The following is a 14746-nucleotide window of genomic DNA, read 5'->3' on the forward strand; positions in this document are numbered from 1 at the left end:
CACTCCTATGAATGTCATAAAAGGAAAAGTGAAAAGCTCCACTTTTCCTTCATCAGCAATTCAAGACCTCTTACTTATCTGTTTGTTTGCCTGTTGCGTCTCTTTCTACTTTCATATTAGAAACTGAGATGTAGCCTTGGTCTTTGACGATTTCTTTTTGCACTTCATCACTCATGAGGTAATCTAAGAATTGTTTTGCTAGACCATCTGGCTCACCTTTTGTATAAGAATGCTCGTAAGCCCAAATTGTATATTTACCGCTTTCTACATTGCTTTCTTCCGGTTTCACACCATCAATGCTAAGCGGTGTAATTTTGTCATCTGTTAAATAAGAGAATGCTAGGTATCCAATCGCACCTGGTGTTTCTGCAATCAGTTTTTTCACTGTGTTTGAAGAATCTTCTGTGATTCCTTCTGCAGGTGTTGCACCATCAAGTGCATACTTCACAAATGTTGCACGAGTTCCTGAAGAGTCAGGTCTGTTCACAAGAGTGATTTTTTGATCTTTCCCACCAAGCTCTTTCCAGTTTTTGATTTTACCAGTAAAGATTTTTTTCAATTCGTCCTTTGTAATGTCTTTGACACCCACTTCAGGGTTTACAGCTGCAGCCATTCCAACAACTGCTACTTTGTGGTCTGTTAAAGCTTTTGCGTCGATTCCGTCTTTCTCTTCTGCGAATACATCTGAGTTACCAATTTGTACAGATCCCTCTGACACTTGAGAAAGTCCTGTTCCTGAACCGCCGGCTTGTACTTGAATATCGGCTTTTGGATGTTTATCCATGAATTTTTCTGCTGCCGCAAGAACTAAAGGCTGCATCGCAGATGATCCTGAGATGGTAATGGAACCTGATGCCTCTTCTTTGTTTGAAGCATTTCCTTTACTGTCTTTTGAATCTCCGCTTGAGCTGCTGTTTCCGCATGCTGTAACGAATGCTAACAATGCGATCGTAAGGAAAGTAAGCAGCCATAATTTGTTCTTTTTCATTTCAAGAATACCCCCTGAATAATTTGTCCTACGAGTAATACATTAAAGGTTCTTTATTAATTTCGTTTAAATGGAATGTTAAGGTTTTGTAAATGTCGAAGTTTTGTAGAGATCTTGCGATGTTTTTTATGTATTTTGTCAATTTATCTCGGAGTTTTTGAAGAAAACGTAAAAAAACGCCCACAAAAAGTGAGCGTTTTTACCTAGAGAAAGTCTAGTCATTTGTTTCTGCTTCATTTTCAATTTTATTTTTGTTCTTCGCTTGTGTATCATTGCTTTCCTGTTTTGATTTTAGCTCAAAGTATTTGTCTAATACTTGTTCACCGATATCATTTGTAATTGGATAGCGCTGATTGTAGTCTTGATACACCCATGGTACAACAACAGAAATGGCCACTTCTGGGTTATCAGCAGGTGCATACGCAACAAGAGTGGTGTTATACGTCGGTGTGCCGCGCTTGCTTTTAATTGGGCCGTCATAGAATGATTGAGCGGTCCCTGTTTTGCCAGCTGGGTTATATTTTTTGTTGCCAAAGTTCGAGTAGGCTGTCCCTCTTGGGTTCTGCATGACAAGCTTGAACCCTTGCTGAACACGCTTGATCTGATCACTTGTCATGTCTAGTTTATTCAATACGTCTGGTTTGACAGATTCTGTTACAGCACCAATGCCGCGCTGCGGATCTGGCTCTCTCACTTCTTTCACAAGCTGCGGACGTAAACGATAGCCGCCATTGGCAACCGTTGAAACGTATTGCGCCATTTGCAGCGGTGTAAACGTATCATACTGTCCAATTGCATAGTCAAGCAGGAGCCCAGATTGTGTAGACGTTCCCCGGTAGCCTGTCGCTTCGTTTGGCAGGTCAATCCCTGTTTTGACCCCAAGACCAAATTTACTGAAATTATAACGGAATGTATCAAAAGCTTTCGGATCGATTGGGAGCGGCTGGTTCTTACGATACTCCCCTTTTCCAACGGCAATCGCTGTTTTAAACATATACACGTTAGATGAACGCTCAAGTGCCGTTAAATCATTAATGAGTCCCATATTTTGATAGGATTTCTTAGGCGGTGACTGCGCGATGTACAGCGGTTCATCGTACTGGGTACTTCCAATATGAATCACGCCTGTTTTATAGCCAGTCAGTACAGTGGCCCCTTTTACGGCTGAGCCCATCGCATAGGATGATGTCATTGTTCCCAGTGCGTAGTCATCAAATTTGTATTTTCCGTTTTTGTTTGAAATCTGTTTCCCCGCAACAGAGAGAACTTCTCCATTTCTAGGGTCCATCATGACAACAAACGCACGATCAAGAAGCTCTGTCCCGCCTCTTTGTTTCGCACTTTTCAAGTTCTTTTCAATGATTTTTTCAACCGCTTTTTGCAGCTGAATATCAATAGTGAGCACAAGGTCTTTCCCACTCTTTCCTTCTGTTAGCACTTTAGAGCTTGTCACATTACCCTCTTTATCCGTCGTGCTCTGTTCTTTTTCCTTTTGTCCTTGCAGGACATCTTCATATTGATACTCTAGATAGCTTTTTCCTACACGGTCATTTCGGCTGTAGCCGAGCGATAAATAATGTTCAAGAAGTGACTGTGGAAGTCCTTCATCACTTGAGGACACGCTGCCGAGCATACTGCGGAGCAGTCCTTTATACGGATAGCTGCGTGACCAGTCTGTTGTGACATCCACACCTGGCAGCTCGTCCAAATGCTCAGAGACGTAAGCAATTTCGCTTGGCTTCACATCATCATTTTTAATGAATTGAGGCGTAAGTGCATAACCTGCATCCATTTGTCTTTTAATCGCAAGCACTTGTAAGTCTTTTTTCGTCAGTTGATTCAATTCCTTGTCCGTGATGCGTTTCAGCTGAAGCTCATATAATTTATCATCAGCGACCTTATCATCACCCTTTAATTCCGATTCCTTTTGAACAAGCTTTTTCGCTTCGTTCGGGTGCGTTAAGATCCAGAAATCTTTTTTGTCCCGATCTGTGATTTTTTTCGTACTCACATGTATCATATCCGCTAATTTTGTAGCCACTTTGAGCCGCTCTTCTTGTGAAGTCGTCGAGGTTCTCGTATATGTAATGGCATTTAGCGCTTTATTGCTGACAATCGTATTATAGTTTCGATCGTAAATTTTTCCGCGCGGAGCAGATGAGCTGACATTCACATCCTCTTGTTTTTCTGCCTGCTTTTTATAATCTTCTCCATTGACAATTTGTACAAATCCGAGTCTTACAACAACACCAGTAAAAATAATAAACGCAGCTAAAAATAGTAAATTCAGCCGGAGTGGAAGTGTTTTGCGCCCTTCCTTCGCGTCTTTTTTGTTTTTCTTGTTTCTCATCACATCACCTTTTCTATCAAGAAAGAAATGGCACCCCTTTTTGTGTATAAAAGGTGCCATCATCATTTTAGCGGTTTTTCTATTATTTATCTAGAAATTTGATGTTCCATTGGTAAGAAATTTTACCTTTCTCCCTTAATAAGGTTCGTCTGAGAAACTGGCTTTTGACCGTCTGCCTCTTTCATATCAGCAGTTTTTTCTTTCAAATGAATATCTTTTACAAAGAAATAAATGAGGGTATGCCCCGCTCCAAGCACAACAAGAGATGCAGGTATCCCGAGCTCATCACCAAGTAAAGTGACAGACAGAAGGAACAACACAATAGAACAAATACGGCCTGCATTTAAAAACAGCTCTCTGACCACAATATATTCAATTCGGGCCTTCCTTGCATACCTTGCATGGCCGATGACATCGTATGTTAAGGATACATATGGAACAAGCAGAAGCGGATATCCTATCGCGATGGCTACCGCATACATGAGAAGCGATACATAGGACAAGTGAAAGACGATTAAGAACAAGGCGCCGTATAAAATCAGCCCGCCAAGCATGATGGCTTTCTTACGCCACTTTTTCTTAATCAAACGTGTAGCGAAAAAATAAGCGAAAAAGGCAACACCTGAGTTCACTAAACCAAATGTCCCGAGAGCAAGCTCACTGTTTGTTGCGATAAACACAAAGACACTAATTAAGAAGACAAAGACCCCTTCACGAAGCCCTTGAAAAAAGTGAGCTGTTGTAATCTTACGCCAATTCTCGTCGGCATGGCGTTCTTTCCATATTTGCTTGATGATAAATTTCCCTTTGGACTGCCTTCTCTTGAGGAAAAAGCTCATTACAACCGCAAGTGAGAACAAAAAAAGCGATAACGTGAAAATCACCGTATAGCCTGTATCATCCGTTAATTGAGATATGACAATCCCTGCAATAAGAGGACCGATCATGCCAGCTGTAGATGACAGCACACCGAGAAACCCATTAAAGAAATCTCTTGTTTCAGGCTCGGTGATCTCAAAGGTAAGTACGTTAAAAGCAAGCCAGTAAAAACCATAACCGATCCCAAGGACACTCCCTAATAAAACAAGCCGCGCGGCCGCTTGTTCTCCTGCTATTAAGACAATTAAGTAAAAAGCGGCTAAGAAGATAACGCCGAAACGAAGAACAAACGCCCGGTCTATTTTTTTAGCGAGCCGGCCTGCGAATAAAAATGTAATGGGCTGAAGCACAACAATAGCCAGATTGTAAATCGCAAGATCCGTAAATTTCCCAGACTGTTTCCATAAATACACGTTTACAAACGTATTTGAAAGCGCAATGGCAAGTGCATATAATCCGCCAATCGTGAGGAGGAGCATTAAATCTCTTGTAACATCCATGTCCCCGAACATTTTCTTTAATCTGCTCATATATTTCATTCTCCTTTTCTACACAATAGTCTGTCTCATCAAAAGGCAGATATGTAAAAAAAGGAGGGAAAATATAAAAAGACCTGCTTCTCTAAAGAGCAGGTCTTTTCAAGTCAAATGATTTATTTAGCTTCGCTGTAAAGGCGAGCTACTTCATCCCAGTTCACAACATTCCAGAAAGCTGAAATGTAATCAGGACGACGGTTTTGGTAGTTTAGGTAGTAAGCATGCTCCCAAACGTCAAGTCCTAGAATTGGTGTTTTTCCTTCAGTTAAAGGAGAATCTTGGTTTGGTGTGCTTGTGATTTCAAGTTTGCCATTGTTCACAACAAGCCATGCCCAACCAGAACCAAAGCGTCCTGCAGCTGCTGCAGCGAAATCAGATTTGAATTTTTCAAATCCGCCTAATTCTTTTTCGATTGCATCTGCAAGTTCACCAGTTGGTGCACCGCCACCGTTTGGTGAAAGAAGCGTCCAGAATAATGAGTGGTTAGCATGTCCTCCGCCATTGTTACGTACAGCTGTACGAACGTTTTCAGGTACAGAGTTTAGGTTAGCCACTAGCTCTTCGATTGATTGATCTTCAAGAGCTGATACACCTTCGATTGCTTTGTTTAAGTTTGTTACGTATGTGTTGTGGTGTTTTGTGTGGTGAATCGTCATTGTTTCCTTGTCGATATGTGGTTCTAATGCATCGTAAGCATATGGTAATTCTGGAAGTTTAAAAGCCATGGTTAAATTCCTCCTTAGAAATGTATGTACTGAAATGCTTCCTTAATTCATAAGCAAGCAATTCACCCTACTCAAAGAGTATCAAAAGAATTGGCTTGTTTCAACGTTATTGCTCATGATCTGAAACATTTCAGTGTTTATTTTGTATTTAGCCCTTTAGAAAAAGTTTTAAACGCCCTTTTTCTATTTATCGAAGGACATAAAATAAAAAGATGCCCAGCATCAGCGCTTGGATCAATCCTTTGGCAAATACACCTGATATAAATCCGATTAATGAGCCTAATCCTACTTTCACACTTGTCTTCACATCTTTTTGATGAACAAGGAGCTCTGCAATAACACTTCCGATAAATGGACCAATGATAATTCCTGCAATCGGAATGACAAAAGGACCGACTAATAACCCGATGGTGCTTCCCCAAATAGCTGCACGGCTGCCGCCAAAACGCTTGACCCCAATAAGATTCGAGACATAATCTGCCGCAAATAATACTGCGGTAAATACGGCTTGAATGAGCCAAAACGTCAGTGTCAGCGGCTCGAAGCTGAAAAAGAAACCATATAGAATAAATCCGAGAACCATAAAAACCACGCTAGGGATAATTGGATAAACAAGTCCAACAAATGCAATGATAAATGCACAAATAATGAGAATCCAATACAACACATCCAAGTCACAGCCGCCTCCTTTTTATTTGCTGTATACATTATGCCTCATTCCCTCTATCTTAACCAGCAATGAAGGCCATACTTGTACTTGTTAGATAGACATTGATACAATATGAGAAATAGAAAAGAATGTAGGAAGTGAATTGATTGAACGTATTTAAACTTTTGTTAAAAGGCATTTATTCACCAAAAGATATTGCTAAAGCACGGTTTACAGGGATTGGCAAAGCGATTTTATTCATTTTTATCCTTTCGATTATCGCAGCAGTTCCTCAGGGTTACCACATGAGTCAAGAGATCTCGAATGCGATGTCAGGATTTCAGCATGTGATCAAAAAAGATTTACCTGATTTCTCAATCGAAAAAGGAAAGCTTCAAGCGGATCAAAGTGAACCGATAGAAAAAGAAGAAAACGGCATTACGATCATTTTTGATCCAGCTGAAAAAATAAAAGCAAGTGAGCTTGAATCAAAGCAAACAGCCATCGCATTATTAAAAGAAAAAGCAGTGATTGCCATTGATGGGCAAATGACAGATATCCCGTATCAGCTGCTTGGTGGGACGCTGACAAAAGACGAACTTGCCCGCGTTACAAATCAGAATCAAGCGATTATTATCCCAGTTATCTGCGTGCTGCTATATCTATCAACTGCGGCTCTCATGTTCATTAGCGCAACTTTCCTTGCGATGCTCGGTACATTTATTAAACGCATGCAGCAAAAAGAGCTGTCCTTCCAAATGCTATGGAAGCTCTCTGCTTACTCACTCACATTAACAACCGTCTTTTTCGCCATCATGAGTGCATTAAACACACCTGTTGCGAATTCATTTTTATTAAATTGGGTCATTAACTTTATCTTCTTATACCTTGTCGTAAAGGAAATACCCGCTAAACATAAACCACTTGCCAAAAATTAATTTAGTATACGAAAGCTCCCCCAACTTGGAGGAGCTTTTTATGTATGTGCATGCCCTATGATTCATCCGGATGAATGATCGCAAACAAATAATGATCTTCCCATACGTCATTAATCTTTACTTTTTTACGATTAAGTCCCTCATTTTCAAAACCTGACTTTTCAAGCACACGAATGGAACCTATATTACTCGGCTTTACTCCAGCTTCAATACGATGCAGGTGCAGCTCTTCAAAGGCATAATCGATGATTAACCGAATGGCTTCTGTCATATACCCTTTCCCGCCATGCTTTTCATCAAGTACATACCCTAGCCAAGCTCCTTCTATCGGACCTCTTTCAACAGAACTTAATGAGATTGTCCCAATTAAGGCATCTGTTTCATTTAAGAAAATACCGTGCATGTAGGCTTCATCCTGTGCGCATTTTTTCACACTGCGCTGAATTCGTTCAATTTGACGAGGTAACGTGAAAAAATCATCTTTGACCAAAGGTGTAAATTGCTGAAAATAGGAGCGATTCTCAAGCTCAAGTGTAAGTAGTGATTGTGCATCTTCTTCTGCTAGCGCTCTCACATAGATTTGCTGACTGATTTTCTTCATAAACTCTCCCCCCTGCTTTTATTTTATCATAATCGTGACAGAAGCTTGAAAAAGCACCGCCGAGTGTAAATTCAATGCAAGACTCACTAGAACGAACTAGAACCTCCCTTTCCAGCTTTTTTCCTCATGTTGGTTCTATCATTTCGGGACATGCATAGACTGAAGTAAACTCTTAAAAGCGGTGAGTGAAATGCGGCGTATTATTTTTTTGCTAATCAGTTTGTTTGTCCTCTTTATTATCTTTTTTGATTTAAAAAATGGCACCATCCCCGTTGAAGAAGGTCCAGCTGTTCCTGCCAATGCCTTTCAAACACCTGAGAAAAAAGCATATAAGAAGGTCACGGTGAAACAAGGTGAAACCGTCGTCTCTATCGTCCATACAAGTAAGCCTCTTGATGAAGTCATTGAAGATTTTGAAGAGCTGAATCAAGGCGTCAAAGCAAACGAAATTCGGGCAGGCAGCACATATAAGTTTCCGGTCTATAAGAGATAAAACGTTAATTCCTTGTCATTCATACAAAGAGACTGTTACAATATGAACTGTAAAACAAGACGTACATGGCAAATGATTGCTTGTACACTAAGGAGCGATTGACAAGTGAGTGAAGTCACACATCGTACTAAAACGCGTCCCGTCAAAGTGGGACCTTTAACTATAGGTGGAAATAATGAGGTTGTCATTCAAAGTATGGCAACAACCAAAACACATGATGTCGAAGCGACAGTAGCTGAAATTAAGCGTCTTGAAGAAGCAGGCTGTCAAATCGTGCGTGTCGCATGCCCAGACGAGCGTGCAGCAAATGCGATTGCAGACATAAAAAAACAGATCAACATCCCGCTAGTTGTCGATATTCATTTTGACTACAAGCTTGCACTGAAAGCGATTGAAGCAGGTGCAGACAAAATTCGAATCAACCCAGGAAACATCGGAAGACGAGAAAAAGTCGAAGCGGTTGTGAAAGCAGCAAAAGAAAAAGGCATTCCAATCCGTATTGGGGTAAACGCTGGTTCATTAGAGAAAAAAATTCTTGATAAATATGGCTATCCAACAGCAGATGGTATGGTCGAAAGTGCACTGCACCACATTAAAATTCTAGAAGATCTAGATTTTCATGATATCATCGTCAGCATGAAAGCATCTGATGTCAACCTAGCGATTGAGGCGTACGAAAAAGCTGCAAAAGCATTTGACTACCCTCTTCACCTTGGGATTACGGAATCAGGTACATTATTTGCAGGTACGGTCAAAAGTGCAGCTGGCCTCGGCGCTATCTTGAATATGGGAATTGGGAACACACTCCGCATCTCATTAAGTGCTGATCCAGTTGAGGAAGTAAAAGTAGCACGTGAACTGTTGAAATCATTTGGTCTTGCAGCAAATGCAGCAACACTGATCTCTTGCCCAACTTGTGGCCGAATCGAAATTGACCTCATTAGCATTGCAAATGAAGTTGAGGAATATATCTCCACGATTAAAGCACCGATTAAAGTAGCTGTTCTTGGCTGTGCTGTAAATGGTCCAGGTGAAGCGCGTGAAGCTGATATCGGAATTGCCGGCGCTAGAGGCGAAGGCCTATTGTTCCGTAAAGGTGAAATTGTTCGTAAAGTGCCCGAAGAAACAATGGTCGAAGAACTGAAAAAAGAAATCGATAAAATTGCTGAAGAGCATTATGCAAAAATGGAAGCTGAAAAAGCAAAAGCCAATGCATAACAAAAAACGCCTGACGTCACTGTCAGGCGTTTTTCTGTTCTTGTTAAAAGAACGGGGTGATAAAAATGCCAAGGATGACGGAAACAATTCCGATCCCGATTGACCATGCGCCAAGCGCATGTGCTCCTTTTCTTCTTGCAATATAACCAACGACGATTGCCGCTACTCCTAATAGCACCGGCAAGACAAATAACGAGATAATCGCAATCGCGAGTGCTGTATAGCCTATCCCCTTACTGCCTGAATCGTCACCTACTTGGTCGCGTTCTCGTCTGTCTACTCGATCTCTTGAAGCCTGATATGGCTCTGCAATTTCAGCAGCTGTTTCCTCTAGATAGCCATCATCATTACTAAAGTGTGTATCGATTTCACGATCATCTCTTCTGAAATCTTCGTCTCTTTCCATGATCAATTCCCCCTTTTGGTTAATAGAAAGGAGCTTTTTTAGTATGAGCAAAAATGTCTGTTTCATGTTTGCTAAAACTTGCTGGAATTGTGAATTGATTATGTTACACTTTAAGAGTATAAAAATGAGGAGTGTGGGCATGTTACGTTTAGGAATTGATATAGATGGCACAGTGACGGCACAGGACACCTTTGTTCCCTATTTAAATGAGTCGTTCCAATGTGCCATGACACTAGATGATATGACAGAATATGATTTGACGAAGCTTTTAAATATTTCTCAAGAAGAGTTTTGGGGCTGGATGAATCAGCACGAGCCTCTTATATATAAACAGGCACAGCCTGCTAAGGATGCAAAAGAGATTCTTGATCAATTGAAACATCAACATAGGCTGATCTATATTACAGCAAGAAGGCAGCATCATGCGGATATCACCTACGAGTGGTTTCACAAACATCACGTGCACTATGATGACATTGAGCTGGTTGGCGGTCATCATAAGCTCGAAGCTGTTCAAAAGCACAAGATTGATGTGTTTTTCGAGGATCATCATGGGAATGCCACCATGATTGCAAAAGAGGCTGACATCCCGGTTATTCTTTTTAACTCCCCATATAATCAAATGCCTATTGATGACAGGATTATACGCGTCAACAACTGGCAGGAAGCGTCTCACTGGATTAAACAATACGAGCAGCGTTTGGAAACTGCTTATTAATACAGAAAAGCCGATACTCTAATGTATCGGCTTTTTTGATGGAACAAACTGCCCTTCTTTCATGAGAAAATGGTACAGTGCTCCCTTCATGCCTGCCTGATTCAAGTAGTAGCACGTTTCCAGCTTCACCTGAATGTTCTTCCACGCATGCAGTGTATGTAAATGTTTCTCAATGTTTGATAGCAAATCTGGTCTGGCACTAACGCCCCCGCCAATGAGAATTTTCTCTGGATTAAGGACAGTTGCTACATTGTAAATGCCAATGGCGATTCGCTTGTACCACTGATCCACCAGCTTTTCAATGGACGGATCATGCTTTGCTTTTTCAAATATGTCTTGACCGTCTATTTGCGTACTTTGCGGAATTCCTTGCTTTTCTTTATAGCTGCGAATTAAACCAGCTGTTGAAGCACTGCTGTTGAGTGTTGTGAATTGTCCATTTTCTGTCTCTGTCAGCATCATGCCAAATTCACCGCCGCGAAAGGAAGCCCCGCGCACAAGCTGACCGCCAGCGAAAATACCACCCCCAACACCTGTGCCAAGCGTCATACAAATAAAGCTGTCACACTCTTTTGCATGACCACTATATTTTTCTGCAAGAGCTGCACAGTTCGCATCATTTTCCACTTCCACACGAAGCGATGTTTTCTCTTCTAAAAGTGTTTTTACATTTTGACCATTTAAGGCGATGATGGCTCCTGCAAATTCTGTATAACCTGTTTCACTGTCCACAAAGCCTGGAAGACTAATCGCGATTCCGCTGACATCCGACGTTCTCTGATATTGCTTGACCACATCCGCCATCGCTTCTAAAAACGGTTCAAGCTGCCGGCAGTTCGTTTCATAGTCACCGCTCGTGACAAGTTCCCCATCCTGATCCATTAAACCATGTTTTGTTCTCGTCCCGCCTACATCAAACACGACATAATACGCCATTTTTGACCCTCCCTTTACCCCAAAAGACACAAATTACTTCAGTACCTTGTTCTCATTTTAATGAAACAGCCGCCCTTTGTAAAACGTTTTCAAAAAGATAAAAGAAACAGCCAGCTTTGCGGCTGGCTGTTTTATGAATGAACTTCCTTCGGTTCGCAGGAAGGACATGTTCCGTATATTTCGAATTTATGTCCGCTAATGTGATAATCCTCTAGATCGGCGTCTAACTTGTCCATAGGGCAGGCATCGATCTCCTTTGTTTTACCACATGTCAGACAAATAAAATGATGGTGGTGATGAGAAAATGAGCATTTAAAACGAAAAAGCTTCTCCCCTGACAATTCCGTTGTTTCTAATATACCTAAGTCTTCATATAGCGACAGGTTACGATAAATCGTATCAAAGCTAAGACCTGGGTAGTCTTCACTTAGTGCCGTCAGCACATTTTTAGCAGTCAAATATTTATCAGAATCAGAAAACAGTTGAAGCATGTCTTCACGTTTGCTTGTATACTTGTAGCCTTTTTCCTTTAATAAATCAAGCGCTTCTTGTACGTTCATGATGATTCCCCCTTTTGAATTTTCCAATAAAAATACATCCGATTAAAATCAAAATGGACAGCATCACAATGGTTCCGCCTGGTGCTAAATCTAGATAATAGCTTAAGATCAATCCCGCCAATACAGACAATTCACCGAACAAGATTGAAAGGAAAATCGCCTGTTTGAATCCTTTGGCAATGCGGATACTTGCCGCAACAGGAAGTGTCATGAGCGCAGAGACAAGCAGTGTACCTACGATACGCATCGACGCCGCAATGACAAGTGCGACAACTAAGATAAAAATAAAATGAATCCATTTCGCTGAAATACCAGAAGCCTTTGCATGCTCTTCATCAAAAGAAAGTAAAAATAATTCTTTATATAAAAGCACGACAACTAACACAACAACGAGTGAGATCCCAACAACAATCCAAAGATCTAATCTCGACACCGCACTGACACTTCCGAACAAATAACTAAACAAATCTGTATTAAAGCCATTCGCTAGTGAAATGAAGATGACGGAAATCCCAATACCGCCTGATAAAATAATAGGTATCGCCAGCTCCTGATAATGCTTATACACAGAACGCAGGCGTTCAATAAATAACGAACCGGCAACAGAAAACGCCATCCCTAAGTACAGCGGGCTCACCCCTGTCAGGAGGCCAAACTTTTTATCAAGGAATAAACTAGCTGCAATACCGGCAAGTGATACGTGACTGAGGGCATCTGCAATCAGCGAGAGCCTTCTCACGACGATAAATACACCAAGCAAGGGCGCAATAAAACCGATCAGCATTCCTGCGATAAACGCATTTTGTAAAAATTCATAATGAAAAAATGGAAATAGCATTATTCATGTCCCCCATGATGGTGATGATCGTGATGAATCACTTGAATGTCATGTCCGTAAAATTGGGATAACGCTTGATCATCCATTGAATCAAACGTTTCTGCATCTCCGTGGAAATGAAGTGTCTGATTTAAGCAAGCCACATGGGTGACTTTATCAGAAACAGTGCCCACGTCGTGTGTGACAAGAATTAAAGACATTCTTTTTTCTTTGTTCAATGTTTCTAACAGCTGATAAAAGCTTTCTACTGTCCGCTGGTCTACACCAACCGTTGGTTCATCTAAAATGAGCAGCTTCGGCTGACTGACGAGCGCACGTGCAATAAAAGCACGCTGCTGCTGACCGCCTGAAAGTTCCCCAATGTTTTGATGCTTCAAATCTTGTATCCCAACTGAGCGAATGGCATCCTCAACTTGCCATTTGTCCTGCTTGCTCATTCGTTTAAATAATCCTATTTTCGCCGTCAATCCACTTGCGACGACTTCGTAAACAGAAGCAGGGAAACCTGTATTAAAACTATTCGCCTTTTGAGAAACAAATCCAATTTGATCCCAGTCTCTAAATTTAGAAGCAGGCGTGCCAAATAGTTTTAATTCGCCTTGCTGTGGTTTAATGAGCCCAAGCAGGCATTTTAATAAAGTTGTTTTACCAGATCCATTCGGTCCAACAAGTGCTAGAAAGTTCCCTTCCTCTACTGTTAAATGAATGTGATCTATGACATTTCGCTGTCCATACGAGTACGAAATGTCCTTCATTTCAATAATTGGCTTTGCCATGAATCTTTCCACCTTTAATCAATATAAAAAGAATGATTACGATTTATACAACAAAAAGAAAATGGCTTTTGCCATTTTCTCTGTCCATACATACATTTCATTATATAAAAGAAAGATTAAAAAGTAAAATAAAAGCTAATGAATGGCTGTTTTGAACTTACCGCCTTTTGTTTCATGCGTATCCATAATTGTAATAAATGCTTGACTATCAATTTCAAATACAATGGATTTTAGCTTTGTAATTTCAAGTCTTGTGACAACGGCGTAGATGACATCTTTTTCTTCATCTGTATAACCGCCTTTCCCTCTCAGCTTTGTCGTTCCCCTGCCAAGTCGATGAAGAATCGCATCTGAAATTTCATCATAATAATCTGATACGATAATGACAGCTTTTGTTTCATCAAGCCCTTGAATGACAGCATCAATTGTTTTCATTGCCAAATAATATGTCATGACAGAATACATAGCCTGCTCTGGTCCGAAAACAAAGCCTGCCCAAATAAAAATGAACACATTGACGATCATGACAAACTCACCGACGGAAAAAGGAATTTTTTTCGTTAGCAGAATGCCTAAGATCTCTGTTCCATCCATTGAGCCTCCATTACGGATGACAAGTCCAACACCAAAACCAAGTAATAGTCCGCCAAATACAGTAGCTAAGATCGGCTGATTGGTAAATGCCTCTACATGATGGAGTGAAGATTCTATGACGGCTAAGCTGACAATCCCAATCACAGTGGAAATAAGGAACGTTTTCCCAATATGTTTGTATCCTGATATCATAAATGGAATATTTAAAATGACAACAATCGTCGCAAAATTGATGAATGGGTTATCTGTAAAGAGATAATCCAAAATAAGCGAAATGCCGATGATGCCTCCATCGATAATATTGTTTGGCACTAAAAATAATTCAATGCTGACTGCTGCGCATGTAGCGCCTACTAGAATTAGGAAAATTCTAAATATAAAATGAGGCACTGATTCCTTTCTATGCTGTTTACTATTTGCCATACGTTCTCCCTTCTACACATGTTAAATTTTCAATGAACATTTTATTCACTTTACTATTTTATCATTTCACAGGGTAAAATAAAATTTTTTGCACATTTTCCGTTTTCGCCCATACATT

Annotated in this window: 16 protein-coding genes; 4 read left to right on the plus strand and 12 right to left on the minus strand. The window is 40.6% G+C overall.

Annotated elements, in window-relative coordinates:
* Positions 1-70: 70 nt before the first annotated feature.
* The 5 genes from MHI16_RS11575 to MHI16_RS11595 form a co-directional block, all read right to left on the minus strand.
* Positions 71-988: a phosphate ABC transporter substrate-binding protein gene (locus MHI16_RS11575; protein WP_058014668.1), complete on the minus strand. Its 918-nt coding sequence runs from the start codon at positions 986-988 to the stop codon at positions 71-73.
* A 214-nt stretch (positions 989-1202) separates the two neighbouring features.
* Positions 1203-3338 carry a penicillin-binding protein 2 gene (locus tag MHI16_RS11580; RefSeq protein WP_058014953.1) on the minus strand — a complete coding sequence of 712 codons (2136 nt, stop codon included), beginning with the start codon at positions 3336-3338 and terminating at the stop codon, positions 1203-1205.
* Positions 3339-3460: 122 nt separating this feature from the next.
* The gene (locus tag MHI16_RS11585; protein ID WP_058014667.1) at positions 3461-4747 is read right to left on the minus strand and encodes an MFS transporter; all 1287 of its coding nucleotides are present in this window, start codon (positions 4745-4747) and stop codon (positions 3461-3463) included.
* A gap of 122 nt (positions 4748-4869) precedes the next feature.
* Positions 4870-5478 (minus strand): superoxide dismutase SodA, encoded by a 609-nt coding sequence (gene sodA / locus MHI16_RS11590; RefSeq protein WP_003217313.1) that lies wholly within the window; start codon positions 5476-5478, stop codon positions 4870-4872.
* A 187-nt stretch (positions 5479-5665) separates the two neighbouring features.
* Complete coding sequence (locus MHI16_RS11595; protein WP_003217408.1) at positions 5666-6151, minus strand: DUF456 domain-containing protein; 486 nt, start codon at positions 6149-6151, stop codon at positions 5666-5668.
* 143 nt (positions 6152-6294) lie between these two features.
* On the opposite strand from MHI16_RS11595, the gene MHI16_RS11600 reads away from it, so the two are divergent.
* Positions 6295-7065 (plus strand): DUF1189 domain-containing protein, encoded by a 771-nt coding sequence (locus tag MHI16_RS11600; protein ID WP_061408581.1) that lies wholly within the window; start codon positions 6295-6297, stop codon positions 7063-7065.
* A gap of 55 nt (positions 7066-7120) precedes the next feature.
* On the opposite strand, the gene MHI16_RS11605 is transcribed toward MHI16_RS11600, so the two are convergent.
* A complete protein-coding gene (locus tag MHI16_RS11605) occupies positions 7121-7666 on the minus strand; it encodes a GNAT family protein (protein WP_058014665.1) in 546 nt (181 codons plus the stop codon).
* A 190-nt stretch (positions 7667-7856) separates the two neighbouring features.
* On the opposite strand from MHI16_RS11605, the gene MHI16_RS11610 reads away from it, so the two are divergent.
* Both MHI16_RS11610 and ispG read left to right on the plus strand, forming a co-directional pair.
* Positions 7857-8159: a hypothetical protein gene (locus MHI16_RS11610; protein WP_034661318.1), complete on the plus strand. Its 303-nt coding sequence runs from the start codon at positions 7857-7859 to the stop codon at positions 8157-8159.
* A gap of 105 nt (positions 8160-8264) precedes the next feature.
* A complete protein-coding gene (gene ispG / locus MHI16_RS11615) occupies positions 8265-9377 on the plus strand; it encodes a flavodoxin-dependent (E)-4-hydroxy-3-methylbut-2-enyl-diphosphate synthase (RefSeq protein ID WP_003217392.1) in 1113 nt (370 codons plus the stop codon).
* A gap of 43 nt (positions 9378-9420) precedes the next feature.
* Here the strand turns inward: ispG and MHI16_RS11620 are convergent, their stop codons facing one another.
* Positions 9421-9783, minus strand: a complete 363-nt coding sequence (locus MHI16_RS11620) for a cell division protein CrgA (RefSeq protein ID WP_058014664.1) — start codon at positions 9781-9783, stop codon at positions 9421-9423.
* Positions 9784-9922: 139 nt separating this feature from the next.
* Here MHI16_RS11620 and MHI16_RS11625 point away from each other — a divergent pair, with 139 nt between their 5' ends.
* Positions 9923-10501 carry a hypothetical protein gene (locus tag MHI16_RS11625; RefSeq protein ID WP_058014663.1) on the plus strand — a complete coding sequence of 193 codons (579 nt, stop codon included), beginning with the start codon at positions 9923-9925 and terminating at the stop codon, positions 10499-10501.
* Positions 10502-10519: 18 nt separating this feature from the next.
* Here the strand turns inward: MHI16_RS11625 and MHI16_RS11630 are convergent, their stop codons facing one another.
* The 5 genes from MHI16_RS11630 to MHI16_RS11650 form a co-directional block, all read right to left on the minus strand.
* The gene (locus MHI16_RS11630; protein ID WP_268466086.1) at positions 10520-11437 is read right to left on the minus strand and encodes an ROK family protein; all 918 of its coding nucleotides are present in this window, start codon (positions 11435-11437) and stop codon (positions 10520-10522) included.
* Between the two features lie 131 nt (positions 11438-11568).
* The gene (locus MHI16_RS11635; RefSeq protein WP_003217433.1) at positions 11569-11997 is read right to left on the minus strand and encodes a Fur family transcriptional regulator; all 429 of its coding nucleotides are present in this window, start codon (positions 11995-11997) and stop codon (positions 11569-11571) included.
* Positions 11975-12835 carry a metal ABC transporter permease gene (locus tag MHI16_RS11640; protein ID WP_003217436.1) on the minus strand — a complete coding sequence of 287 codons (861 nt, stop codon included), beginning with the start codon at positions 12833-12835 and terminating at the stop codon, positions 11975-11977. The genes MHI16_RS11635 and MHI16_RS11640 overlap by 23 nt, the downstream gene beginning before the upstream one ends.
* Positions 12835-13611 carry a metal ABC transporter ATP-binding protein gene (locus MHI16_RS11645; protein ID WP_058014661.1) on the minus strand — a complete coding sequence of 259 codons (777 nt, stop codon included), beginning with the start codon at positions 13609-13611 and terminating at the stop codon, positions 12835-12837. The genes MHI16_RS11640 and MHI16_RS11645 overlap by 1 nt, the downstream gene beginning before the upstream one ends.
* Positions 13612-13746: 135 nt before the next feature.
* Positions 13747-14628, minus strand: coding sequence for a YitT family protein (locus MHI16_RS11650; protein ID WP_058014660.1), 882 nt, complete (start codon positions 14626-14628; stop codon positions 13747-13749).
* Between the last annotated feature and the right edge of the window lie 118 nt (positions 14629-14746).

This window comes from Bacillus sp. FSL K6-0923 (assembly GCF_038630825.1).
GTDB lineage: Bacteria > Bacillota > Bacilli > Bacillales > Bacillaceae > Bacillus > Bacillus pumilus.